Below are 22,581 nucleotides of genomic sequence, written 5' to 3' on the forward strand. Positions count from 1 at the left end.
GTAGTGCTGCCAAGCCTGATGTTGCTGTTAACAGCGCTTTCATAGCCGACCTTCTTCAACAGCGTGGCACGCAACGCGGGTGCCGTCATCCTGGGTTTGTAAAGCAGGGATTTCCCGCTTGCAGCGGTCGTTGACGTAAGGGCAGCGCCCGTGGAAAACACAGCCGCTTGGTAAATTAACCGGTGTAGGCACCTCGCCAGTGAGACGAATATGCTGTGGTCGGTCATCTTTCAAGCGGGGAATAGCTGATAACAGTGCCTGGGTATACGGGTGGCGCGGTTTGGCAAACAGTGTTGCAGTGGTGGCAACCTCGCATACCGTCCCCAAGTACATGACGGCTACCCGAGTGCCAAAGTGTTCAACGACTGCTAAGTCATGAGTAATAAATAGGTAGGTGAGATTACGGTCGCGCTGAGCATCCATCAGCAGGTTCAATACCTGGGCTTGAATGGAAACATCGAGCGCTGAAATAGGCTCGTCAGCAACGATGAACTCTGGGTCAACGGCCAAAGCACGAGCAATGGCGATACGCTGGCGCTGACCACCGGAAAACTCGTGCCCGAAGCGTTTGCCCCAGTCGGGGTCGATCCCAACTGAGCGCATCACATCTCCGACTTTGTCGAGAATCTTTGCTTGATTCCAGTCTGGATGGTGCAAGCGAAGGGGTTCTTCCAGGGTTTGCTGAATGGTCATTCGCGGGTTCAGCGATGCGTAAGGATTCTGAAAAATCATCTGCATACGCTTGCGATAGGGCAGCAATTGGCGTGAGCTTAAATGGTCAATACGTTCGCCACCATAATGAATCTCACCTTCTGAAGGGGTGATAAGCCCCATCACGGTGCGAGCAACGGTGGATTTACCGCACCCAGACTCGCCAACCACACAAAGTGCTTCGCCGCGTTTTATATCGAGATTAACGCCGTTGATCGCATGCACATACTCTTGGTGACGAACCAGCTTGCCGCCTTTAAAGCGGAGCTGGTCTAGGAAATCCCCTGATAGTGAAAAGCGCTTTTTTAACCCGCGAATTTGCAGCAATGAATCGCTACTCTCTTCGTTTTGTGTCGGGGTAGAAGTAACACTAAGCGTTTCTGCCTGAGCATTCATGGGGACTCCTCCTTCAGGCGACGGTCTTCAAGCATTTCAGCCACCATATGGCAGGCGACACGACAGTTGCCCGACTCAACAAACGCAGGCACTTGTTGGGTACATGCAGGGCGTGGTTGACCATCAGCACGGTTGATAAAATCGCAGCGTGGATGGAAAGCGCAGCCACTGGGCAAGTTAGATAGCGATGGCATACTGCCACGAATTTGATTGAGCCTTTCGCCCGGGGTTGCCATTTGGGGCAGTGCGTTAATCAATCCCTGGGTATAGGGGTGTTGTGGGTCATTGATGATTTCGCGTGTGGAGCCTTGCTCGATGACGCGACCTGCATACATGACCAATATGCGTTGAGTCACTTGGCTGACGACCCCTAAGTCGTGGGTAATCAATATAAGTCCGACGTTATGTTGCTCGCAAAGCTCTAGCAACAGCGCCATGATTTCAGCTTGGATGGTGACATCCAGCGCCGTCGTAGGCTCGTCGGCAATAATAATATCTGGGTCAAGCAGTAGCGCAATGGCAATGATAATACGCTGGCGCATGCCGCCGGAAAGCTCATGGGGATACTGATCCAAACGCGTTTCTGGCGAAGGGATTTGCACTTGTCGCAGTTTATCGAGTGCAATCGCGCGGGCTTCTTTCGTAGAGATGCGTCGATGGGCTTTTAAGCATTCAACCATCTGTTCGCCAATAGAAAGCACTGGGTTCAGCGTCATCATCGGGTCTTGGAAGATCATTGATATACGATTACCGCGCACTTTGCGCAGACCACGCTCGGACATTGTGTTGAGCGTTTGGCCGTCAAACGTAATCGTGCCACCGGCAATAAACCCAGGCTTGGCGATCAAGTTAAGCAGCGAGAAAGCGGCGACGGATTTACCTGCCCCAGACTCACCAACGATGCCTAAGCGCTCGCCGCGTTCAAGTGTGAAAGAGACGTCGCGCAGTGCTCGGACTTCGCCCTGACGAAGGGCAAAACGCACGTCGAGTTGAGAGACTTCAAGAAGTGCCATGGTGTCCTCAGCCTTTATAGAGTCGTGGGTTCATGACATCGCGCAGCCAATCGCCCAATAGATTGATAGACAGCACCAGCACAACTAGTACCGCACCCGGAATCAGTGTGATCCACCAGGATCCTGACTGAATATAGTCAAAGCCGGACTTGATCAGTGATCCAAGAGAAGGGTGGGTTTCAGGCATCCCCAAGCCCAGAAACGACAAGGCCGCTTCGGAAATAATGGCATTGGCAATTTGCACGGTGGAGATAACAAAAATGGGCGAAAGCGTATTGGGTAACACGTGGCGGAACATTATGCGTTTACTGCGCAGGCCCATTACACGAGCGGCATCGACGTACTCTTTATTCTTTTCAGCCAAGACGGATGCGCGCACTGTACGTGCGTACTGAGGCCATTCGGCTAGCCCGATAATTAAAATCAGCATTAGTACGGCGTATTGGCTATAAAACGCGCTACCCATGGTGGCTTTCACCACGGCTCCCACCACAATGGCAACCATCAATGTGGAAAACGACAGCTGAATATCCGCTAGCCGCATTAAAAAAGCGTCTACACGTCCGCCTAAGTAGCCAGCCATCAGGCCAAAGGTAACGCCTAGCAATGCTTGGAGCATCACCGCGCCAAAACCAATGAGTAATGATACACGGGTGCCGTAGAGAATGATCGACCATAAATCGCGCCCCTGCGCATCGGTGCCCAGGCTGTAACGCTCATCGGCGCCATCAATCCAAAACGGTGGTAGCTCGGAGGACATAATGTCGATATGGCGCAAATCATAGGGGTCTGTAGGCGCCAGCATGGGCGCTGAAAAAGCCGCTATGACTAGGCAGATAAAGACTGCCAAACATAACTGAGCAGTGCGGTCTCGCTTAAAGCTGTACCACAGGTAGGAGTCGCGTAGGCGCTTCCAGCGGCTGGGAGTGGTCGTTGTTGTAGACGTTGTCATGCTGGCTTCCCAGTCAGTTTTACGGTGGGGTTCACAAAGCCGTAGATCAAATCCACGATGGTATTGGTCACCACGAAAATGAGGCCGACAATCATCAGGTAGGTAACAATTAGCGGAATATCAGCATGGTTGATGGCATCAAGGAACATCAGCCCCATTCCAGGCCATTGAAAGACGGTTTCGGTCAAAATGGTGTAAGCCACCATCGTGCCGATTTGAACACCGCCAACGGTAATTACCGGCAGCATGGTGTTCTTAAGTGCATGAACAAAGTACACGCGGCGCATGGAAATTCCCTTTGCACGTGCATATTTCACATAGTCTGATTGCAGTACTTCCATCATCTCTGCACGAATTAGACGGATAAACAGCGGCAGCATGATAGAGGCGAGTGAAACCGCTGGAAGCACCAAGTGTTTTACACCATCCCAGGTAGCCAGGTTGGTATCCCAATGCCCTACCACATGGACTAAATCGTAGCCGCGTCCAAACGAGGGCATATTGCCTTCAGTGGAGAGCAGTCCATTTAGCCAGGCTCCCCAGCCAGTGCCCTGTGGGAACAGCGTAATGGTGATGCCTATAGCAAAAATCTGAATTAACAAAATGGCGGTTAGAAATACGGGGATGGAAATGCCGATGATGGACACGCCCATAAAAAATCGTGATATCGGTGAGCGCGGCTTAATGGCGCTATATACTCCGATCGGAACAGAAAACACCACAATAATCAGCGTGGCGGCAAACACTAGCTCAAGTGTGGCAGGTAAATGGCGTGCAATGACCTCTAGCGCAGGTTCGCGGTAGAAGTAAGAGTAGCCGAAATCACCTTGTACCGCGTTTTTAGCAAAGCGGGCATATTGCACAAGGAAGGAATCATTTAAGCCTAAGCGTTCACGAATAGCCTCACGCTCACTTTCGGGAACCGACTGTCCGACCATCTGCTGTACAGGGTCACCCAGGTTATCCTGAATGGCGAAGGCCAGTACACTGATGACAAACATCACCAATATTGCGTGCATCAGGCGCTTGATTAAAAAAGCAATCATGGCGTACGCCACCTATGTCATAGGTTTAATTAAAAATAAGATTTGATAGTGAAAATAGGAGGCATGTTTCGCAGCTGGCCTATGGCTGTTAAACCAACCAGAACACTTCGCTCTCCAGGCATCTGGAGAGCGAAGCATCCATGCAAGTTTATGCTACGAGACAGCGGGTCTTAACGGTCAATCACCAAGTCACCGAGGTACGGGAAGTCGATAGCATTAACAACCGGCTCGATATCTACGCCATCCGCCGCAGCATAGGCTAAATTTTGCCAGTGCAACATGATATAGCCAACGTCCTCGTAAAGCATCGCTTCGGCCTCACGCAACATTTCGTTGCGTTTTTCCAGGTCGGTTTCGCTATCTGCCTGGGTGACCAGTGCGTCAATCTCTTCGTTGCAGTAGCTGCCGTAGTTGTACTGGCCTGCGCCGGTTTCGTCATCAATACAGAAAGACAGGTATTGGAAGAAGTTAGCGCTGTCTTCGGTATCGGAGTGCCAGCCAATCATGGCAATGTCTGACTGACGGGTATCGTACTCTGGCCAGTACTGCGCTAGGGGCATGGTGCGCAAGCTTACGTCGATATTGATGCGCGCCAGCATGTTGGCAACGGCTTGAGCAATTTGCGCATCATTCACGTAGCGGTTATTCGGCGCGATCATATCGACGCTAAAACCATCTTCGTAGCCAGCTTCAGCCATTAGCTCCTGAGCACGCTCTATATCGTAGCGGGGCACAAGGTCAGGATTATGGCCGGAATAACCTTCTGGGGAGAATTGGCCTGCAGGGGTGGCGAAGCCGCGCATCAAGCGGTCAGCGATAGCCTCTTGATTAATGGCGAGATCAACGGCTTGACGAACGCGAGGGTCTTGGAAGGCCTCAACCCGTTCTTCATTAAGTTGGAAACCAATGATACGTGTACCAGCAATCTCGAACAGATTGGCATTGCTAGCATCACGCACACGGTCTAGGTCGTTGGGGGGGACGGCATCAATAAAATCAACACCGCCCGACAGTAAAGCAGCGACACGAGAGGCATTTTCAGCAATGGGAGTTAGCACAATTCGAGAGACGTTGCCTTTAGTTTCTGTGTCCCAATAGTCTTCAAACCGCTCAAAATCAACTCGCACGCCCTGGCGGCGGTCGGTGACAATAAACGGCCCAGTACCGGAAACATTACGTGATGCAAATGAGTTGCCTGATTTGATGATTTCCGCTTTATCGTTGCCGCTATCGGTTTCACCGGTATAGAACTTGCTGTCCATCGGGAAGATATAAGTAGCGAGGTTGAGTAGCAACGGGTAGGGGGCTGTCGTTGTGATTTCGACGGTGTAATCATCGACCGCCTCGGCACTGGCAATTGGCTCAAAAATAGCGCGGTAATCGGGGCTCTCTTTCAAACGCTCAATGGTCCACACCACATCTTCGGCGGTGAACTCGTTTCCAGAATGGAAAGTAACGCCTTCACGCAGTGTCATGCGCATATGGGTATCGTCAATTTGCTCCCACTCGGATGCTAGACGCGGCTCGAACTGGAAGTCTTTTGTCCAGCGTACCAGCGGATCAAACGCTAAATGGGAAAAGCGTAGCATACCGCCAGACAGCTGCTCATGAATATCAAGCGTTTCAGGGTCGGCAGAGTAACCAATGCGCAAGGTTTCAGCGCTTGCGGTCATGGGGAGCATCGTCGTGCCCGCAACCACGGCACCAATGACAGAAGCCAGTAGCGTTTTCTTGAGCGTCATTATTATTCCCTTTGTATTGTTTATTGTTCACTTTACTGGTTAAGCATAACGCGCTTAAAAGCCAGTAAAACAGACACGGTTAGCTCGTAAGCTATGTTGTTAACATAGAGAGTGGTGGTCGCGTCATACAATCGAAATAATGAGAGGTATCATTCATCTGCTGAATGATAGGGCTAGGCGCGGTGCTGAAAGGTGCAGTCGTTAGACGAAGGTGGGGGGCCGCTACTTAGCTCATCGTCGTCATAGCGGCATCCTGTCAACGGTCAGTTAAGCGAAGTGTTGGTGTAGCCAACGATTAATTGCGTCTGATTCATAGAGCCACTCTTCTTGGCCATCCTCGTGACTGATTTTGAGGCAGGGGACTTTTACCTTGCCACCGCCTTCTTGCAGCGCTTTTTTGTGTTCAGGATCGAGCTGCGCATCTCGCAGCTCGATCTTTAGGCCTAGCCTCGCGATCTCTTTACGCACCTTGATACAAAACGGGCATGTCCGAAATTGATAGAGGGCGAGACGCTGGCAGGCGGCATCCACTTTGGCCTGCTCTTCCGGTGAACGCTCGATAGACTTAGGTGTTGAAAGCTTTTCTGAGATCAACATGACCGGAGCCAAAATCAGGCGAACGCCTCTAAAGAAATAACGAATCAAAATACGCATCGTAAGCTCCCTCGCCAACACAGTGGTTGGTCGATAACGATAAGTGAATGGAAAAGGGTCGATAAAAGGTAGGCGCATCCTGCAACAAACGGGTCGTTTTGTCACTTTCTGATCGAGCTTAGGCTGTTGGTGAGCAGGTGGCGCTACTTTGAACTAGATGAGCCTGTTCTCGTTGCGTGCTAGTCTCAGCAACCTAGTGAAAAGTTACGTAAGGAGCGCTTCACCTATGCGTCTGCATATTATTGGTATCTGTGGCACTTTTATGGGTAGCTTGGCGCTACTCGCTCGCGAGCTAGGGCATCAGGTGAGTGGTTCAGACGCTAATGTGTATCCACCCATGAGCACTCAGCTGGAAGAAGCGGGCATCACGCTGATGGTGGGGTATCGAGCCGAAAATCTCGACGACATGCCAGACCTAGTGGTGGTGGGCAATGCACTGTCCCGAGGAAATGAAGAAGTCGAAGCGCTGCTCAACAGCGGTTTGCGATATACCTCAGGCGCGCAATGGTTATCCGACTATGTGCTTCCGGGCAGAAAGGTCATTGCGGTTGCTGGCACCCATGGTAAAACCACCACCGCGAGCCTGTTGGCCTGGTTGCTGGAAAGCGCAGGCTTAGCGCCAGGGTTCTTGATTGGTGGCGTACCGCGTAATTTTGGCGTGTCGGCGCGCTTGGGTGGCCACGCTAGCCCTTTTATTGTGGAAGCCGACGAATACGATACGGCTTTTTTTGACAAACGTTCCAAGTTTGTCCACTACCGCCCCCATATTGCGGTGATGAATAATCTGGAGTTTGATCATGCTGATATCTTTCCTGACTTGGCCGCGATTGAACGTCAGTTCCACCATTTAGTCCGCACCGTGCCCAGCCAGGGCCATTTGCTGGTGGCTGATCAGCAGCCAGCGTTAGAGCGTGTGCTTGAAATGGGCGCGTGGTCGCCAGTCGAGCACTTTGGATGTTTGAGCACTAGCGAGTGGCAGTTGCGTTTGGAGCGCGATGATGGAACCCGTTTTCAAGTGCTCCACGTTGGGCCGGACGGCGAAGAGGACGGTGTCGTCGAGTGGGGGTTAACAGGCGAGCACAACGCACGCAATGCACTTGCATCACTTGCCGCAGCTAGTCGGTGTGGCGTGGATCTTGCCCGTGCCTGCGCTGCATTAGCTCGTTTTCAAACGCCTCGTCGTCGTCAAGAGGTGATTGGTGAGGTTAACGGAGTTCAAGTCATTGATGACTTTGCTCACCACCCGACTGCCATTTCGGCGACTCTAGGGGGGCTGCGTGCAGCCACTACCAAGGGGCGTTTATTGGCTGTTATAGAGCCACGCTCCAACACCATGCGGCTGGGTGCTTTGCGTACACGTTTAAATGATAGCGTTGCCGAAGCAGACGCGGTGTTCTGGTTTCAGCCAGCTGGCCTGGACTGGTCTATGGAGGCGTTGGTAGCCGAGCAAGGCGAGCGTAGCAAACTGTTCAGTGACATCGATGAGCTGGTGAATGCGGTTGTCATTCAAGCGTCACCCCTCGACCGTATTGTAGTGATGTCCAATGGAGGTTTTGAGGGCGTACATCAGCGCCTGTTGAATGCCTTAAATGCTAAGGAGCCATTCGAGTGAGTGACTTTAACCCCCCTATTACCGTGGCATTGACGGGGGCCTCTGGCGCGCAGTACGGCCTACGCCTAATAGAGGTGCTGGTGGACGCTGGGCATGAAGTGTGGGTAATGATTTCCAAAGCGGCGCATATGGTCATCGCTACCGAGACTGATGTGACACTGCCTGCTCAGCCCAAGCGCTTGGTAGACGCGCTAACTCAGCGTAGTGGTGCTAAGCCTGGTCAAATCCGCTGCTTTGGCCGTGAGGATTGGATGGCGCCGGTGGCCTCTGGCTCTGGCGCGCCTTCTGCGATGGTGGTCTGCCCATGTTCGACTGGCACACTATCTGCGGTGGCCACAGGTGCAAGCAATAATTTAATTGAGCGTGCGGCAGATGTGGCTATCAAAGAGCGTCGAACACTGGTGCTGGTGCCGCGTGAAAGCCCGTTCTCACCCATTCATTTGGAGCATATGTTGGCGCTAAGTCGTCTTGGGGTGGTGATTCTGCCAGCTGCTCCTGGGTTTTATCATCGGCCGCAGTGTTTGGAAGACCTTATTGATTTTATTGTGGCTCGTATTCTCAACCAGTTGGGCATTACACACGCATTAATTCCTCGCTGGGGCGAAGAGGGCAGCGCAGCAGTGGAACACGCTGATGATAAGGATGAGTGAATGATCTCATGGGCGATGCTAACTGTCTTTGTACCTACCTTTTTGTTTGTATCGCTCACGCCAGGTATGTGTATGACCTTGGCGATGGTGATGGGCATGACTCAAGGGGTAAAACGCACGCTGTGGATGATGATTGGCGAATTAATCGGCGTGGGTTTTGTCGCCGCCGCTGCTGGGGCAGGTGTTGCGGCGTTAATGCTCCGCCAACCAGAGCTATTCATCGCTTTTAAGTGGGCTGGCGGCGCTTATTTGGGGTATTTAGGTATTATGATGTGGCGTTCGCGGGGGCGAATGGCCATCCCCAACGAGCTAAATGCTGGCCCTCCGGCAGGCCGACTATCGCTGGCGATTCAAGGATTAGTCACCGCCGTGGCTAACCCCAAGGGGTGGGCTTTCTTTATGGTGCTTTTACCACCATTTCTAGACAGCAGCCGCCCGCTTGCCCCTCAGCTTAGCTTACTCATTGCCGTTATCTTAATTATCGAGTTTGCCAGCATGCTGGTATATGCCACGGGCGGCAAAACCCTGCGTAATGTGCTTGGCAAAAGCGGTAATGTACGTCTGCTTAATCGCATAGCAGGCACGCTGATGATGGGCGTTGGTATATGGCTAGCCTTAGGCTAGCCATTGTTTCATTAAAATTGCTGGATTAAACAGGTGGCAACAAGGTGACGCGAAGGCTGACCAGTATGAAGGATGCTGCCATGGCCCACTGCCAGTAGCTACAGAGTAAGGGGGGCCTATAACGGCGTTGCCAGCTAAGGCGAACAAGGGCGCACACAAGTAAGCCAAGCAGTGCGCCACCAATGAGATCGCTAAGCCAGTGTAGATTTAAGACCAAGCGAGACAGAGCCATTGGTGTTACCAGTGCAATAGCAAGCCAGTAAATCCAAAAGTGTCGTCTGTGAGGTAAGGCAGGGACTAAAAATGCTGCGCCCAGGCCAATGACGACAACAAACGTGGACGTATGGGCGCTAGGGTAAGAGAGCGAGCCGATCAAGTGTTCAGGTGTCTCTGGACGGGCCCGCCCAAAAATGGACTTTCCAAGCGTATTGAGCAGTGCAATACCACCAATGGCAGCGCCCCAGTGATAAAGAGCATCCAGACGTTTGTGGATGAGGAGCCATAGTGCCCAGGGAAGCAGCAGGGCAGCGATTCCTAGCTTGTCGCCTATTTCGGACAAGACAAGACTTGTCTGTACGGTAGGAACATTGCTTAGCCAGCTAAACAGCCGTTGTGCTTGTAGGTCCATCATCAGTGGGCCATGGTGATGAATGACCAGTAGTGTCCATGCTGAAAAACTCGTTAACGACACAATAAACAAAAGTAACGATGCGATAGGCACTTCGCCCGACTGACTCATGGCAAGCCAGGGGCGTCGCATAAAGGGGATGCGGCGTATAACGCGTGCAATTACCAAATAGCCCCAGCCGTGACGCCCGACCTGCGCTCTGCCCCATGAAAACACAATGGCTAACACGATGATGCTGGCTGCCATCATAAGAGCGGCTGCCTCTATATTGGGGGGCAGGTTGAGATGCTGTTGCCAAGTGCGCCCCAATAAATAACCAGGCAGAACGTAGGCCGGAGCCCATAAGGCGGCTGATGTAACATTAGCCCACAAAAACGTACGAGGCGGCATGCGCATCATCCCAGCCACTAATGGGATAATGGGGCGTACGGGGCCTATAAACCGCCCGAAAAACACCGAATAGATGCCATAGCGCTCAAAAAAACGGGCACCTCTACCTAGCCATTCGGGGTGTTGAGCTAGGGGCCAGCGCTGGGTGACTTGTTCACGGTGGTGGTAACCCAGCTTATAACTTATGCCGTCGCCTAAAATGGCACCTATCAGCGCGGCGCTGATGATCCAGGGAAGGCCAATGGCCTGGTGCCCCGCAACTGACGCGACAGCCGTAATTAGCATCACGCCTGGAACCAATAAGCCGACAACTGCCAGAGACTCCGCTAGCGCAATCAGCAGTACCAGCAGCAGAAGCATGGTTGGAGATAGCGAGAGAGCAAAAAGTGAGTCGGTGAAAGACACAGATAGCTCCATAAAAGAGAAATTAGGTGTTAGTAAACACCTTTGAGCGAGATTCTAAGCGCTGCACATAGCATTCATAACTTTCATTTCGGCAAGGCAAGCACACCGCAATACGCGTTTCTAGCTGGCCGGTTTCTACTAATACTCGGCGTGACAGTGCCCTTTGAAGCCGTTCGCGTACCAGTAGCGCGCCGCTCTCGCTAGTGTCAGGTAATACCAGCCAAAATGTCGAATTATTGGCTCTCCCGAGTAGATCGTGGTCGCGGCATCGGCTGTTAACTTCACTGCAAAGTGCGTCTAATAAGGCCGTTTGAGCGCGTCGGCCAAATTGTTCTTCTACCATATCCAGTTGCGGTAAATGCAGTACCAGGACAGCTAGGCGTTTATTGAGCTTTGCCGCACGTTGAAACTCATTGTGTAAGCGCTCTTTAAGCGTATCTATATGGTAAGCATTGCAATCGTTATCGTTTGGGTCAGTGGCTCTTAACAATGCCTGTCGGCGTGCATGCTCCCATGGAGGTAAGGCCAGCAGTAGGATTAAAGCAATATAGCCAGTGATTAAAACGAGAGGTAAGTCACTGTGAGCAAATAACAGCCACCACAAAGGGCCTACTAGGGCAGTTAGCAACAAAGCGCCCCACATGGGGAGCAATAAAAAGGCGGCAGTCACAGGCAGGCCTAGCCATACAGGCGAGGTGGTTGGTTGATAATAAAATGCTGACAAGACGACGATGTAAATACTGCTCAACACAATAATGCGAGGAAAAACAGGGTTTAAGCCTGGGCTGTGGTGCATTAAAAAGGCTGTAATCAAGAGCAGTGTGACAAACATGGGGACTAAAAGGTCGCGATAATTGCCCATGCCGTAAAGCCACAGAGTATAGCCTGCCATCACCGCCATACCGAACGTGTAAGCAAATGTCATTAAGCGCCTAGGCAGCGGCTGGTCAATCATTGGCTTCCCCTAACTGCTGCGGAAGGAGGCTGGTTAGCGTTTCGAGTGTTATGGTAGATAGTTCCATATCCATGAGTGGCATATGTTGATAGCGCTGCTTTTCTGGCAGTGCCGCACACAGCAGTTTGCGACGTTGTGAGGCTTCCTTTGGGCTATGTGACAACGTTAGGGTCGCTAATGTATGGCTATCTAATCGATAAACATTTTCGAAACTATAGGTGAGACTGCACAATTTTTGTGCTGCTGACCAAAGCTGGTGGCGTTTTACCTGAATCAGGAATACTTCAGCATAGATCGCTTCGCGCTCAGAGCGCGTCTGTTCTCGACTGAGGTCTTTTAACAGCTGCTCTCCAGCCCATAAATTGAGACCAGGGATAAGGCGCAAGCGTTGGCGAATAGATCCGTTGATATCAATTAATTGGCATGCCCGTGTAATAGATAGAATGCCCAGAATTGTTAGAGCAGCTAACAGCAGTAGACTCTCTGCAAGCGAAAGAAATGAAGAGATCAGCAACCAGCTCAAAAAAGCGGTTGTCACGTTGAAGACGGCTACCCAGCGATTTTGTGGCAACATAAACATAGCCGCCCATGCCCATATCAATATGCTGTGGCGCTCTGGAGCTGTCGCGATGAGGCCTAAGAGCAGCATGCCAGCTAGCAGCTGCCACGGCAGCCCTTTAGAACGTCGATGGCTAAAATCAAGTAGCAATGCCGTAACAAACAACCAGCCGACTGACAGCCATAATGCCAGTGATGCGGCAGGAGGTGCGGTCAGTGCCCAGAATGCCAGGACACAAGCTGCTGCGAATAAGTTGGCTCTTAGCAGGCGTATTTTGTACTTGCTTTGCATGGTGGCTTACTATTCACCTTTAATGCAGGGTTGCCTAGTGAGCGGCTTGATGACGCTCATGCGTAAATATTAAGCCGCGTATTACATCAGTATAACGTTCAAATAACGTAACATACTGACAATCACTCGGTACCACTACCACATAATGCAACTTACCTTGCACACGACATGACACAGGGAGTCAGTATGAGCGGTTTAAACGCATTCCAGAACGAAGCCCAACAGCAATTGGCTGCGGGGGATGTGCCCGCTTATATTCAGGTTCTTGGGCGAGAGGCTCGGTCAGCCGCGAGCGAGCTGCGCCGAGCCGATACAGGGCTGAAAAATCGAGCTCTCAATGCAATGGCCTTGCGCTTGGCGGCTTCAAAGCGGCTAATTCTGGAAGCGAACGCGCTAGACATGCAGCGTGGGAAAGAGAGCGGTTTGGATGCGGCACTGTTAGATCGCCTGTCACTCGATGACCAGCGTATCGAGGCAATGATTGAGGGGCTTCATCAAGTCGCTGCGTTGCCAGACCCTGTCGGTGAAATTACCGACATGCGTTATCGCCCGAGTGGTATTCAAGTAGGCAAGATGCGCGTGCCGCTTGGAGTGATTGGCATTATCTACGAATCTCGTCCCAATGTGACGCTTGAAGCAGCGAGTCTTTGTTTAAAGTCAGGAAATGCCTGCTTGCTTCGAGGCGGCTCTGAAGCCAGCGCTTCAAATGCTGCGATTGGCGACTGTATTCAGCAAGGGTTGGCTGATGCGGGTTTGCCGGCCGCGTCTGTGCAGGTGGTAGCGACCACGGACCGAGCGGCCGTGGGGGCCATGATCAGTATGCCCGACTATGTTGATGTGATTATTCCCCGGGGAGGAAAGTCGCTCATTGAGCGGATCTCTCGAGAGGCAACCGTGCCGGTGATTAAACATTTAGATGGCGTTTGCCATGTTTATATCGACACCACGGCGGATCCCGCTAAAGCCATGGCAATTGCTGTCAACGCCAAAACTCACCGCTACGGCACCTGCAATACCATGGAAACGCTGCTTGTGGACGCGCCGATTGCTGATATCGTGCTGCCACAATTAGCCAGCGCGTACGCCGAACATCATGTCGAGCTAAGGGGCTGCGAGCGTACCAAAGCATTGCTGCCTAACGTGGTGTTGGCGACAGAAGAGGACTGGGCTGCAGAGTACCTTGCGCCCATTTTGGCGATTAAAGTGGTGGATGGTATCGATGAGGCGATGCGTCATATCGAACAGTTTGGCTCTCACCATACGGATGCCATCGTCACCCAGGATTACAGTTTGGCAAGACGCTTCATGGCAGAAGTTGATTCAAGCTCAGTGGTTGTTAATGCTTCTACTCGCTTTGCCGATGGGTTTGAGTATGGTTTGGGCGCGGAAATAGGTATCTCTACTGATAAGCTGCACGCGCGAGGCCCCGTAGGGCTGGAAGGCCTCACTACCCAGAAATATATCGTTTTTGGAGATGGTCAGGTGAGGCAGTGAGCACAATTTGATGCGACCAGTACATAGCCAAACAGTTCATAAGCAAATAGCGCCAATGCGAATAGGCATGTTGGGTGGAACGTTTGACCCCGTGCACCTTGGGCATTTACGCAGTGCTATTGAGGTGCGGGAAGCGTTAGGGCTTGATAAGTTGCATATGATTCCCGCTCCCCAGCCTCCGTTGCGTGATACGCCACAAGTGTCGGCTGTACAGCGCTTTGAACTATTGAAAGCAGGTATTGGAGATACACCGGGTTTATTAGCGGATGATCGCGAGCTTCACCGAGATGGCCCCTCCTACAGCGTGGATACTCTCTCTGAGTTGCGGCAGCAGTATGGGGACAAAGTGCCGTTGGTGATGGTAATTGGGTTTGACGCTTTCTTACGCTTGGCACGTTGGCATAATGCCGAGCAGCTGTTTGATTTTGCGCATTTGGTAGTGATCTCTCGGCCTGGCTATCAATCCCCCTGGCCGGAAGCATTAAAGGAACTGGTTGGAAATCGTGAAGTCAGTAGTGTTCAGTCGTTAATGCATAATACCCATGGTGGCCTGCTGATGTTGACGCTACCCTCGCTCATGGCTATTTCAGCCACCTATATTCGCGAGCGGCTTCAGGCGGGCAAAAGCGTGCGCTATTTGCTTCCAGAATCGGTAGAGCAAGCTATTTTTAAGTATGGGCTATACCAAATAGATGAATAGCGCTGGCAGTCGCGAAAGAAGCCGTTACAATGGCTGGCTTGCTAGTTAATGATTACTTTATTGCCACAAGGGGTTGCCTTTAGGAGTCATGCACATCGATAAATTGAAAATGCTAGCGGTAGACGCGCTAGAAGAGCTTAAAGCACGTGATATCACGCAGCTAGATGTTTCTAAATTAACCGAAGTCACCGATTTGATGCTGATTGCCAGCGGCACGTCGACACGTCACGTTGCTGCGTTAGCGCAGAACGTTGTCGAAAAAGCGAAGGCGGCTGGTCTAAAACCTCGTGGTGTTGAAGGTGGCGATAATGCCGACTGGGTACTAGTAGATCTAGGCGATGTTGTTGTCCATATCATGCTGCCAGAAGCCCGTGCTCTTTATGACCTTGAACGCTTGTGGGCAGATATGCCGACTGATACTGGAGCGATCGAAGCATCGCTAAAACGGTTTGAAGAGCGAGCCTAGGTACCATGAGGATTAGGCTGTTAGCGGTGGGTACGAAAATGCCGGCTTGGGTAGAGGAGGGCGTCGAAACTTACCGCAAACGGCTGCCGCGTGATTTCTCACTTGAAATTGAAGAAATTTCACTGGGTCAGCGCGGCAAAAATGCCGATGTTGCTAAAGCGCGTGCTCAGGAAGCACAGCGTATCCGCGACAAGCTACGCGGCGATGAATACATTGTTGCCCTGGAAGTTAAAGGGAAACCATGGAGCACCGAACAGTTGGCCAGCGAGGCAGATGCCTGGCGGATGCAGGGGCGAGACATTGCACTGCTGGTGGGTGGGCCCGATGGTTTAGAGCCGTCCCTGTCAGCAATGGCAGATAAAACATGGTCACTGTCGCCTCTCACGCTTCCACATCCGTTAGTCCGTATCATGCTAGCTGAGCAGCTTTATCGGGCATGGACCTTGTTAGTGGGTCACCCCTATCATCGCTAAACGCTTTTTGTTTGATTTGAGAGTCATCTTTACCCATGCCTCAGCGCCCTGACACGCTTAAAAACCCTGGACAAGAGTTACGAATTTTTCGTGTCAGGGCGCTGCTTGCCGTACTGGTTGTTGTCATATTGACAGGCTTGCTGACAGGGCGCTTAGCCTATCTTCAGATCGTACAGCACGATCTGTACAGTACCCGCTCAGAAAAAAACCGTGTACGTGTTGAGCCACTCCCCCCGAATCGTGGGTTGATCTATGACCGCAATGGTGTGTTGCTGGCTGAAAACCGTCCTACCTACAACTTGACTCTTGTGCGTGAGCGAGTAGACAGCCTGGAAGAAACGCTGACGCTGCTAGTTGAGCTGCTCGACTTACCCCAAGATGATATCGAAGCCTTCAATGTTCGCTCTCGCCAGCGCCAGCGTCCTTTTCAACCAGCACTTTTAATGAGCGATTTGAGCGAAGATCAAATTGCACGTCTGGCGGTTAACCGTCACCGCCTACCTGGGGTTGAGGTTGAAGCGCAGCTGTTGCGCTATTATCCCGATGCTGAAGTAATGGCGCACGCGCTAGGGTATGTCGGGCGTATTAATGCTGAAGAGTTGAAAACATTGGATACAGGGCGCTACGCGGGCACCCACTTTATTGGTAAGACAGGTGTTGAGCGTTTTTACGAAGAGGAGCTGCATGGTCAAGCTGGCTTGCGCAAAGTAGAAACCAACGCTCGCGGACGCGTGCTCAGAGAGCTTGGGCGAACGGATCCCGTCCCTGGTAAAAATCTAACGCTAACGCTTGATAAGTCGATGCAAGCGCTGGCTTACGAGCTGATGGATGGCAGGCGTGGCTCTATCGTTGCGATTGCACCTGCAACGGGCGAAATCCTTGCGATGGTGTCGACCCCAGGGTTTGACAGTAATCAGTTTGTCACCGGTATTGATGTCGCCTCCTACCGTGGGTTGCAGGAAGATCTCGACTTACCGCTCTTTAATCGCGCTATCCGCGGGCATTACCCGCCAGGTTCGACTATTAAGCCCTTCTTAGCGTTAGCGGGACTAATAGAGGGGGCGATTACGCCAAACAGCACGATTAATGACCCAGGCTTTTATCAGCTGCCAAACGACTCTCGCCGCTATCGTAACTGGTTGCGCTGGGGGCACGGTCGGGTTGATATGGAGCGTTCAATCGCCGTCTCTAATAATACGTACTATTACTCGTTGGCCCATGACCTTGGCATCGACAAGCTGCATGAACAAATGTCCAATTTCGGTTTTGGACAGCGGGTGGCTCATGATGTACAGGGTGAAAGTGCGGCGCTGATGCCTTCCCGTGATTGGAAAAGAGCGCGATTCAATCAGCCCTGGTACCCTGGTGAAACGCTCTCGGTCGGTATAGGCCAAGGGTACTGGCAGGTGACGCCGCTACAACTGGCCAGCGCAACAGCGGCCTTGGCAAATCAAGGGCGTTGGGTGAAACCACGTATTGCCATGGAAATTGGCGGTGAACCGTTAGCCAGAGACTTACCGGATACGTTGCCAGATATTCAGCTTGATAACGAGGCCTGGTGGGACCGGGTTTTTAGTGGCATGGAAAAAGTGTTGACTGGTCACGAAGGCACCGCTCGGCGCACCGGGGTGGGGCTAGAGTACCGTATGGGCGGAAAGTCAGGCACCGCCCAGGTGTTCTCTCTGGGGCAGGATCAACGCTACAATGCTGCCGAGCTTGAGGAGCGCCTGCGTGATCACGCGCTTTTTATGGCGTTTGCCCCCCTGGAAGATCCTCAAATTGCGGTATCGGTGATTGTCGAGAACGCGGGTGGAGGGAGTACCCATGCCGCTCACCTGGCTCGCGCGATGACTGATGCATGGCTGTTAGACAATGAAGCACCCGATATTGATGAGATTAAGGAAGAGCTGGAAGCTGATACTGCTGGCGTGGAGGGGAATTAATGAAAACCTGGCAGACTCTTCCTCGTTCGTTTCGCCGTTATCCAGTGCGCCCTCCGGATAGCGGTATTGCACGTCGTAAGAGCATTTGGGAGCGCATACATATCGACCCATGGCTGCTCGGCATGCTGCTGGTGCTGATGGCGGCAGGTTTGTTAGTGCTCTACAGTGCCTCGGGTCAGCGTATTGAAGCCGTCATTGCACAAAGTGTTCGTTTTGGTGTTGCATTGGTGGGTATGGTCATTATTGCTCAATTCTCACCATCAACTTTTTTGCGATGGGCACCTTTGGCCTACGGTGTGGGGTTAGCAATGCTGGTGGCGGTTGAGGTTGCTGGCGATGTCGGAATGGGGGCAAAGCGTTGGTTAGAAATACCCGGCGTTATTCGTTTTCAACCATCTGAAATGATGAAGTTGGCGGTGCCTCTGATGGTGGCTGCCTATTTGAACCGTTGTCAACTTCCTCCACGGTTACGAGATATCGTGGTATGTGCCGTTATTATTGGTGTGCCGGTACTACTGACGGCTATTCAGCCCGATTTAGGAACATCGCTTGTTGTGGCAAGCGCAGCAGTCATTGTTGTACTGCTAGCTGGGCTGTCTTGGCGCCTTATTGCCCTGGTGGGGGCATTCATTGCAGCAGGCTTACCCGTGCTGTGGATGAATATGCATAACTATCAGCGTCAGCGAGTTCTCACCTTTCTAGACCCAGAAAGTGATCCATTAGGAGCTGGCTGGAACATTATCCAATCGACAACCGCTATTGGTAGTGGTGGCCTTTGGGGAAAAGGTTGGTTACAAGGTACGCAGTCGCAGTTAGAGTTTCTTCCTGAGCGTCACACGGACTTTATAATTGCGGTTCTTGGCGAAGAGTTTGGCTTGGTTGGCATGTTAATGCTGCTATGTCTTTACGTCATGATCGTAGGGCGCGGTCTTTGGTTAGCTACCTCATCCCAAGATACATTTGGGCGGCTGGTGGCAGGTAGTATTATCCTCACATTTTTTATCTATGTGTTTGTTAATGTTGGCATGGTCAGTGGTATTTTGCCGGTAGTTGGCGTGCCACTGCCGCTGGTGAGCTATGGTGGAACGTCGAGCGTGACCTTGCTTGCAGGGTTCGGTATTCTCATGTCCATACACGCCCACCGGCGTTTGTTACCCCGCTAATATTGAATGGACAAGTGATGGTGCTTTTCACAGGAGTGGTGAGTCAATGAATATAGCCCGGACTAGCGCAGGCGGTTGTTTGATCACCGCATTGCTGGCGTTTTCTTATTCTGGCGCTTGGGCTGATGAAACTGCGCATTTTGATCCCCAGTTTCACGAAGGCACCCAAAAACTAGTGGAAGAACTAGTGACTAAGGGAATCCCTGAAGAGTGGCTAACGGACGCCGTCAATCAGGCCGTCTTCAGCCAGTCGGTGCTTGATGCCATGGAGGGGGCGGCTGAGCGGCGCTTACGCTGGCATGAGTACCGTGACATTTTTTTAACTCAGCAGCGCATTGAAGAAGGTGCGGAGTTTATTAACACGCATGCGGAAGCGCTGTCGCGGGCTGAAGATGTATACGGCGTTCCCCCAGAAGTAATCACTGCCATTATAGGGGTGGAAACGTACTATGGGCGCCATAAAGGGCGGCATCGTGTGCTGGATTCCCTGGCAACACTGGCGTTTTATCACCCTGTTCGTGGCAATTTTTTCCGGGGAGAGTTAGCCGCTTTCTTGGATATCGCTTATGAACAGGACGTCGAGCCTTCTGAGCTCTACGGCTCGTATGCCGGCGCAATGGGGTACCCGCAGTTTATTCCTACTAGCTATCAAGCGTATGCGGTGGACTTTGATGGCGATGGTATGCGTGATTTGTGGGAAAACCCGACCGATGCCATTGGCAGTGTTGCCAACTACTTCGCGGTACATGGCTGGCAACGCGAGGGTGCCATCTATCATGAGGCGACCGGCCCCGAGATAGTACCGGAGGAACTTCCGTTTAATCAAACGGGCGCGCCTAAAGTGACCGCGGCAGATGCGATGGCCGCCGGTGTTGAGGCAGAGGTTGACCTCGATCCTGAGCTGCCTGTCGTCCCAGTATGGCTTGAGTTCGCTGACGACAACATTGGCTATCGCCTGGGTGAATATAACCTCTACGTTATTATGCGCTATAACCACAGCCACCTTTATGCAATGGCCGTAGCGGAATTATCAGAAGCGATTGCTCAGCAGGTTGAGGATCAAAGATGAAAACATTGCTGTCTGATGTTCGCTGTGTTGGTGGCGCAATGGCTATCGTGATGCTCGTCAGCGGCTGCGCCAGCCATGAAGCTAAACAAGATGACAGTGTCAGTTTAGAACAGCCAACGAGCGCGCCTACTATGAGTGGCACACAGCCAGCAGCTGGGGTAGCGACCAGCAGTGACCCTGGTGGGCGTTATGCAATGGCGGGTGACGCATACCCGCTTGAGCCACCTGATGTCAGCAAAGTGCCCGACGCCGTACCGCGTATAGAGCCGCTATCCCGTGCAGGCAACCGTTCGACCTATGAAGTGTGGGGAGAAACTTATCACGTGCTACCCGATGCAACGGGGTATGCCAAGCGGGGGACGGCTTCTTGGTACGGTGAAAAGTTTCACGGATATGCCACCTCAAATGGCGAAATTTATGACATGTATAAAATGACAGCGGCGCATCGTTCGCTGCCATTGCCTACCTTTGCTCGTGTGACTAGCTTGAATAGTGGGCAGTCGGTGATTGTGCGTGTTAATGATCGAGGTCCGTTTCATAGCGATCGAGAGATCGATCTCTCTTACGCAGCAGCGGCGCGTTTGGGCTTTTTAGATGAAGGCACTGGCCCAGTAAAAGTCGAAGCCATTGACCCTAAACGATGGCTGGCGGAGCAAGGTCAGGGTAGTGAGCCAACATCTGTGGCAAATTCATCTGCGCAGGCAGGGGCAAATGATCACTATTCACAGCAGTCCGCCTATGCGTCAGGGGGTGCGGTCTATTTGCAAATTGCCGCTTTAGGAAGTGCAGAAGGCGCTCAACGGTTGCAAAAGCGATTAACTGACGAATTGCCTCGTAGCGTAAGAGTGATGAGCGATGCTGAGATGCACCGTGTGCAGGTTGGGCCGGTAAGCCCCGGCCAGGAAAACCAAGCGCGAGAAGAGCTACGCCAGGCGGGCTTTCCGCATGCAATTGTTGTGCAATAGTGCGACTATTTTGTTGATTCAAAATCGACATGCGTGTTCGATGTCATTTTCTTTTTTAGTGAGAAGTTAGCGATGAATGTAACGAAGTCTATTCGCCGAACAGCTCAGCTGTGTTTACTTGCAGCGCTCTGTACGGTTACCTCATCTGTTATGGCACAGGTGATTCCACAGCCTCAAACGGTTATTCCTGCTCCGCCTCAGCTAGCGGCTAGCTCGTGGATCTTGATGGATGCTGATAGTGGCCGTGTGTTGGCGGAGCACAATTCAGATGAGCGCCTGCCACCGGCGAGTTTAACCAAGCTGATGACCGCATACCTCGTAGAGCGGGAGCTAGATCGCGGCACCATTAACCTGGATGACATGGTCAGCATTAGTGAGAAGGCCTGGCGCACCGGCGGCTCGAAGATGTTTATTGAAGTAGGTGACCAGGTTTCAATAAGTGACTTGCTAAAAGGTATTATCATTGTCTCTGGCAACGATGCCAGTGTCGCCGTGGCCGAGCACCTGGCCGGTGGTGAAGCTCCGTTTGCTGATCTAATGAACCAGCACGCGACGCGTCTGGGAATGCACAATACCAATTTCCAAAATGCGACAGGCCTGCCAGGTGAGGAGCATTACTCCACTGCTCGCGATATGGCACTTTTGTCGCAATATATTATTAATGATTACCCCGACCACTATGCGATTTACTCCCAGCGCAACTTCTCATTCGGCGGTATTGACCAGCCGAACCGTAACCGTCTGCTCTGGCGAGACCCTACTGTTGATGGCTTGAAGACTGGCTGGACGACTGAAGCAGGTTACGGCTTAGTGTCCTCTGCGTTGCGGGATGACATGCGCTTAATTTCGGTGGTCATGGGCACTAGCTCCGAGGAGTCGCGGGCGCAGGAGTCACAAAAACTGCTGAGCTACGGTTTTCGCTTTTATGAAACCATGAAGCTTTATGAGCAGGACGCGGTGTTAGCAACGCCCCGTGTATGGGGTGGTGATTCCAATGAACTACGGGTTGGTGTTAATGGCGAAGTATTTGTAACGCTGCCGCGCAATCGTAATGAAGAACTTCGTGCTAGCCTGAACATAAACTCGGATCTTCGTGCGCCTGTGGCTATCGGTGACGAGGTAGGAACCCTGGAAGTTTATTTAGGCGAAGATGTGGTAAGTGAGCGTCGACTAGTCGCGTTAGAAAGTGTTGAAGAGGGCGGTCTGTTTAAACGGTTTTTTGACCAAGTGCGTCGATTCTTTAGCGGCTTGATTGGCAATTTCACGGGCTAGTAGATAGCACTAACGCGTGTTTGTTGCCATTTACTGGCAGCACGTGATGAAAGCACATGGCTTAGTGAGTGTTGAGTAGCAGTGCAAAGGTGATATATGAAAGAAGGCACGAAAAAAGGCTTGCGAGATTTGCGTCAGCCAACCGCCAGTGAACCACCTAAAATCACATTCCCCTGTGATTACTCACTTAAGATAGTGGGCGATGCGGCAGACGATTTTACGGCGAGTGTCTGTCAAGTCATCGTTAAGCATGCCCCAGACTTTGATGAGTCAACGCTTCAGGTTGTTGATAGCCGCAATGGCCGATTCCAGTCGGTACGTGTCACTATTGTCGCCACAGGCGAACAGCAGATTAGGCAGTTGTTTGATGATCTCAAAGCGACGGGCCGCGTGCATATGGTGGTATGA

22 protein-coding genes are annotated in these 22,581 nt (G+C 52.0%); 13 read left to right on the plus strand and 9 right to left on the minus strand.

What is annotated here, in order from left to right; all coding sequences use genetic code 11:
* Nucleotides 1-39: 39 nt before the first annotated feature.
* The 6 genes from HZS79_RS11885 to HZS79_RS11910 form a co-directional block, all read right to left on the minus strand.
* Nucleotides 40-1,107, minus strand: a complete 1,068-nt coding sequence (locus HZS79_RS11885) for an ABC transporter ATP-binding protein (RefSeq protein WP_162219245.1) — start codon at nt 1,105-1,107, stop codon at nt 40-42.
* A complete protein-coding gene (locus HZS79_RS11890; protein WP_162219244.1) occupies nt 1,104-2,120 on the minus strand; it encodes an ABC transporter ATP-binding protein in 1,017 nt (338 codons plus the stop codon). Before HZS79_RS11890 ends, HZS79_RS11885 begins: the two co-directional genes overlap by 4 nt.
* Nucleotides 2,121-2,127: 7 nt before the next feature.
* On the minus strand, nt 2,128-3,072 hold the full coding sequence (locus HZS79_RS11895) for an ABC transporter permease (protein WP_162219243.1): 945 nt from the start codon (nt 3,070-3,072) through the stop codon (nt 2,128-2,130).
* On the minus strand, nt 3,069-4,118 hold the full coding sequence (locus tag HZS79_RS11900) for an ABC transporter permease (RefSeq protein WP_162219242.1): 1,050 nt from the start codon (nt 4,116-4,118) through the stop codon (nt 3,069-3,071). The genes HZS79_RS11895 and HZS79_RS11900 overlap by 4 nt, the downstream gene beginning before the upstream one ends.
* Nucleotides 4,119-4,288: 170 nt before the next feature.
* Nucleotides 4,289-5,860 carry an ABC transporter substrate-binding protein gene (locus HZS79_RS11905; protein ID WP_179927997.1) on the minus strand — a complete coding sequence of 524 codons (1,572 nt, stop codon included), beginning with the start codon at nt 5,858-5,860 and terminating at the stop codon, nt 4,289-4,291.
* Nucleotides 5,861-6,127: 267 nt separating this feature from the next.
* The gene (locus HZS79_RS11910) at nt 6,128-6,514 is read right to left on the minus strand and encodes a glutaredoxin family protein (RefSeq protein WP_162219240.1); all 387 of its coding nucleotides are present in this window, start codon (nt 6,512-6,514) and stop codon (nt 6,128-6,130) included.
* Between the two features lie 226 nt (nt 6,515-6,740).
* Between HZS79_RS11910 and mpl the strand changes: the two genes are divergently transcribed.
* The 3 genes from mpl to HZS79_RS11925 are packed head-to-tail and all read left to right on the plus strand — an operon-like array spanning nt 6,741 to nt 9,400.
* Nucleotides 6,741-8,126, plus strand: coding sequence for a UDP-N-acetylmuramate:L-alanyl-gamma-D-glutamyl-meso-diaminopimelate ligase (mpl, locus tag HZS79_RS11915; protein WP_162219239.1), 1,386 nt, complete (start codon nt 6,741-6,743; stop codon nt 8,124-8,126).
* A complete protein-coding gene (locus HZS79_RS11920; protein ID WP_179927998.1) occupies nt 8,123-8,776 on the plus strand; it encodes a UbiX family flavin prenyltransferase in 654 nt (217 codons plus the stop codon). Before mpl ends, HZS79_RS11920 begins: the two co-directional genes overlap by 4 nt.
* Nucleotides 8,777-9,400, plus strand: a complete 624-nt coding sequence (locus HZS79_RS11925; protein WP_179927999.1) for a LysE family translocator — start codon at nt 8,777-8,779, stop codon at nt 9,398-9,400. It abuts the gene before it with no gap.
* Between the two features lie 25 nt (nt 9,401-9,425).
* Here HZS79_RS11925 and HZS79_RS11930 read toward each other — a convergent pair whose 3' ends face one another.
* The 3 genes from HZS79_RS11930 to HZS79_RS11940 are packed head-to-tail and all read right to left on the minus strand — an operon-like array spanning nt 9,426 to nt 12,628.
* Nucleotides 9,426-10,823, minus strand: coding sequence for a VTT domain-containing protein (locus tag HZS79_RS11930; RefSeq protein WP_179928000.1), 1,398 nt, complete (start codon nt 10,821-10,823; stop codon nt 9,426-9,428).
* A gap of 22 nt (nt 10,824-10,845) precedes the next feature.
* Entirely contained in the window at nt 10,846-11,778 is a 933-nt protein-coding gene (locus HZS79_RS11935; protein ID WP_162219236.1) for a diguanylate cyclase domain-containing protein, read from the minus strand.
* Complete coding sequence (locus HZS79_RS11940) at nt 11,771-12,628, minus strand: hypothetical protein (protein WP_162219235.1); 858 nt, start codon at nt 12,626-12,628, stop codon at nt 11,771-11,773. Before HZS79_RS11940 ends, HZS79_RS11935 begins: the two co-directional genes overlap by 8 nt.
* A 186-nt stretch (nt 12,629-12,814) precedes the next feature.
* On the opposite strand from HZS79_RS11940, the gene HZS79_RS11945 reads away from it, so the two are divergent.
* The 10 genes from HZS79_RS11945 to HZS79_RS11990 all read left to right on the plus strand — a co-directional run bounded on the left by HZS79_RS11945 (nt 12,815) and on the right by HZS79_RS11990 (nt 22,581).
* Nucleotides 12,815-14,122: a glutamate-5-semialdehyde dehydrogenase gene (locus HZS79_RS11945; protein ID WP_162219234.1), complete on the plus strand. Its 1,308-nt coding sequence runs from the start codon at nt 12,815-12,817 to the stop codon at nt 14,120-14,122.
* Between the two features lie 55 nt (nt 14,123-14,177).
* Entirely contained in the window at nt 14,178-14,822 is a 645-nt protein-coding gene (gene nadD / locus HZS79_RS11950) for a nicotinate-nucleotide adenylyltransferase (protein WP_179928063.1), read from the plus strand.
* Between the two features lie 88 nt (nt 14,823-14,910).
* Entirely contained in the window at nt 14,911-15,288 is a 378-nt protein-coding gene (gene rsfS / locus HZS79_RS11955) for a ribosome silencing factor (RefSeq protein ID WP_162219233.1), read from the plus strand.
* A gap of 5 nt (nt 15,289-15,293) precedes the next feature.
* Entirely contained in the window at nt 15,294-15,761 is a 468-nt protein-coding gene (gene rlmH, locus HZS79_RS11960) for a 23S rRNA (pseudouridine(1915)-N(3))-methyltransferase RlmH (RefSeq protein ID WP_162219232.1), read from the plus strand.
* 35 nt (nt 15,762-15,796) lie between these two features.
* Nucleotides 15,797-17,704 (plus strand): penicillin-binding protein 2, encoded by a 1,908-nt coding sequence (mrdA, locus tag HZS79_RS11965; RefSeq protein WP_162219231.1) that lies wholly within the window; start codon nt 15,797-15,799, stop codon nt 17,702-17,704.
* Complete coding sequence (rodA, locus tag HZS79_RS11970; RefSeq protein ID WP_162219230.1) at nt 17,704-18,867, plus strand: rod shape-determining protein RodA; 1,164 nt, start codon at nt 17,704-17,706, stop codon at nt 18,865-18,867. The genes mrdA and rodA overlap by 1 nt, the downstream gene beginning before the upstream one ends.
* A 46-nt stretch (nt 18,868-18,913) precedes the next feature.
* The gene (gene mltB / locus HZS79_RS11975) at nt 18,914-19,936 is read left to right on the plus strand and encodes a lytic murein transglycosylase B (RefSeq protein WP_179928001.1); all 1,023 of its coding nucleotides are present in this window, start codon (nt 18,914-18,916) and stop codon (nt 19,934-19,936) included.
* The gene (locus HZS79_RS11980; RefSeq protein WP_179928002.1) at nt 19,933-20,901 is read left to right on the plus strand and encodes a septal ring lytic transglycosylase RlpA family protein; all 969 of its coding nucleotides are present in this window, start codon (nt 19,933-19,935) and stop codon (nt 20,899-20,901) included. The genes mltB and HZS79_RS11980 overlap by 4 nt, the downstream gene beginning before the upstream one ends.
* 72 nt (nt 20,902-20,973) lie before the next feature.
* A complete protein-coding gene (locus tag HZS79_RS11985) occupies nt 20,974-22,173 on the plus strand; it encodes a D-alanyl-D-alanine carboxypeptidase family protein (RefSeq protein ID WP_162219227.1) in 1,200 nt (399 codons plus the stop codon).
* A 96-nt stretch (nt 22,174-22,269) separates the two neighbouring features.
* Nucleotides 22,270-22,581 (plus strand): HP0495 family protein, encoded by a 312-nt coding sequence (locus HZS79_RS11990; protein WP_162219226.1) that lies wholly within the window; start codon nt 22,270-22,272, stop codon nt 22,579-22,581.

This window comes from Vreelandella zhaodongensis (genome assembly GCF_013415115.1).
Taxonomy (GTDB): domain Bacteria; phylum Pseudomonadota; class Gammaproteobacteria; order Pseudomonadales; family Halomonadaceae; genus Vreelandella; species Vreelandella zhaodongensis.

Coding starts and splice junctions, on each gene's coding strand:
- HZS79_RS11905 (WP_179927997.1), bottom strand. CDS start 5,860: ATGACGCTCAAGAAAACGCTACTGGCTTCTGTCATTGGTGCCGTGGTT.
- rodA (WP_162219230.1), top strand. CDS start 17,704: ATGAAAACCTGGCAGACTCTTCCTCGTTCGTTTCGCCGTTATCCAGTG.
- HZS79_RS11890 (WP_162219244.1), bottom strand. CDS start 2,120: ATGGCACTTCTTGAAGTCTCTCAACTCGACGTGCGTTTTGCCCTTCGT.
- rlmH (WP_162219232.1), top strand. CDS start 15,294: ATGAGGATTAGGCTGTTAGCGGTGGGTACGAAAATGCCGGCTTGGGTA.
- mrdA (WP_162219231.1), top strand. CDS start 15,797: ATGCCTCAGCGCCCTGACACGCTTAAAAACCCTGGACAAGAGTTACGA.
- HZS79_RS11935 (WP_162219236.1), bottom strand. CDS start 11,778: ATGATTGACCAGCCGCTGCCTAGGCGCTTAATGACATTTGCTTACACG.
- HZS79_RS11985 (WP_162219227.1), top strand. CDS start 20,974: ATGAATGTAACGAAGTCTATTCGCCGAACAGCTCAGCTGTGTTTACTT.
- rsfS (WP_162219233.1), top strand. CDS start 14,911: ATGCACATCGATAAATTGAAAATGCTAGCGGTAGACGCGCTAGAAGAG.
- HZS79_RS11925 (WP_179927999.1), top strand. CDS start 8,777: ATGATCTCATGGGCGATGCTAACTGTCTTTGTACCTACCTTTTTGTTT.
- HZS79_RS11910 (WP_162219240.1), bottom strand. CDS start 6,514: ATGCGTATTTTGATTCGTTATTTCTTTAGAGGCGTTCGCCTGATTTTG.
- HZS79_RS11945 (WP_162219234.1), top strand. CDS start 12,815: ATGAGCGGTTTAAACGCATTCCAGAACGAAGCCCAACAGCAATTGGCT.
- HZS79_RS11990 (WP_162219226.1), top strand. CDS start 22,270: ATGAAAGAAGGCACGAAAAAAGGCTTGCGAGATTTGCGTCAGCCAACC.
- HZS79_RS11900 (WP_162219242.1), bottom strand. CDS start 4,118: ATGATTGCTTTTTTAATCAAGCGCCTGATGCACGCAATATTGGTGATG.
- mltB (WP_179928001.1), top strand. CDS start 18,914: ATGAATATAGCCCGGACTAGCGCAGGCGGTTGTTTGATCACCGCATTG.
- nadD (WP_179928063.1), top strand. CDS start 14,178: ATGCGAATAGGCATGTTGGGTGGAACGTTTGACCCCGTGCACCTTGGG.
- HZS79_RS11895 (WP_162219243.1), bottom strand. CDS start 3,072: ATGACAACGTCTACAACAACGACCACTCCCAGCCGCTGGAAGCGCCTA.
- HZS79_RS11885 (WP_162219245.1), bottom strand. CDS start 1,107: ATGAATGCTCAGGCAGAAACGCTTAGTGTTACTTCTACCCCGACACAA.
- HZS79_RS11940 (WP_162219235.1), bottom strand. CDS start 12,628: ATGCAAAGCAAGTACAAAATACGCCTGCTAAGAGCCAACTTATTCGCA.
- HZS79_RS11980 (WP_179928002.1), top strand. CDS start 19,933: ATGAAAACATTGCTGTCTGATGTTCGCTGTGTTGGTGGCGCAATGGCT.
- mpl (WP_162219239.1), top strand. CDS start 6,741: ATGCGTCTGCATATTATTGGTATCTGTGGCACTTTTATGGGTAGCTTG.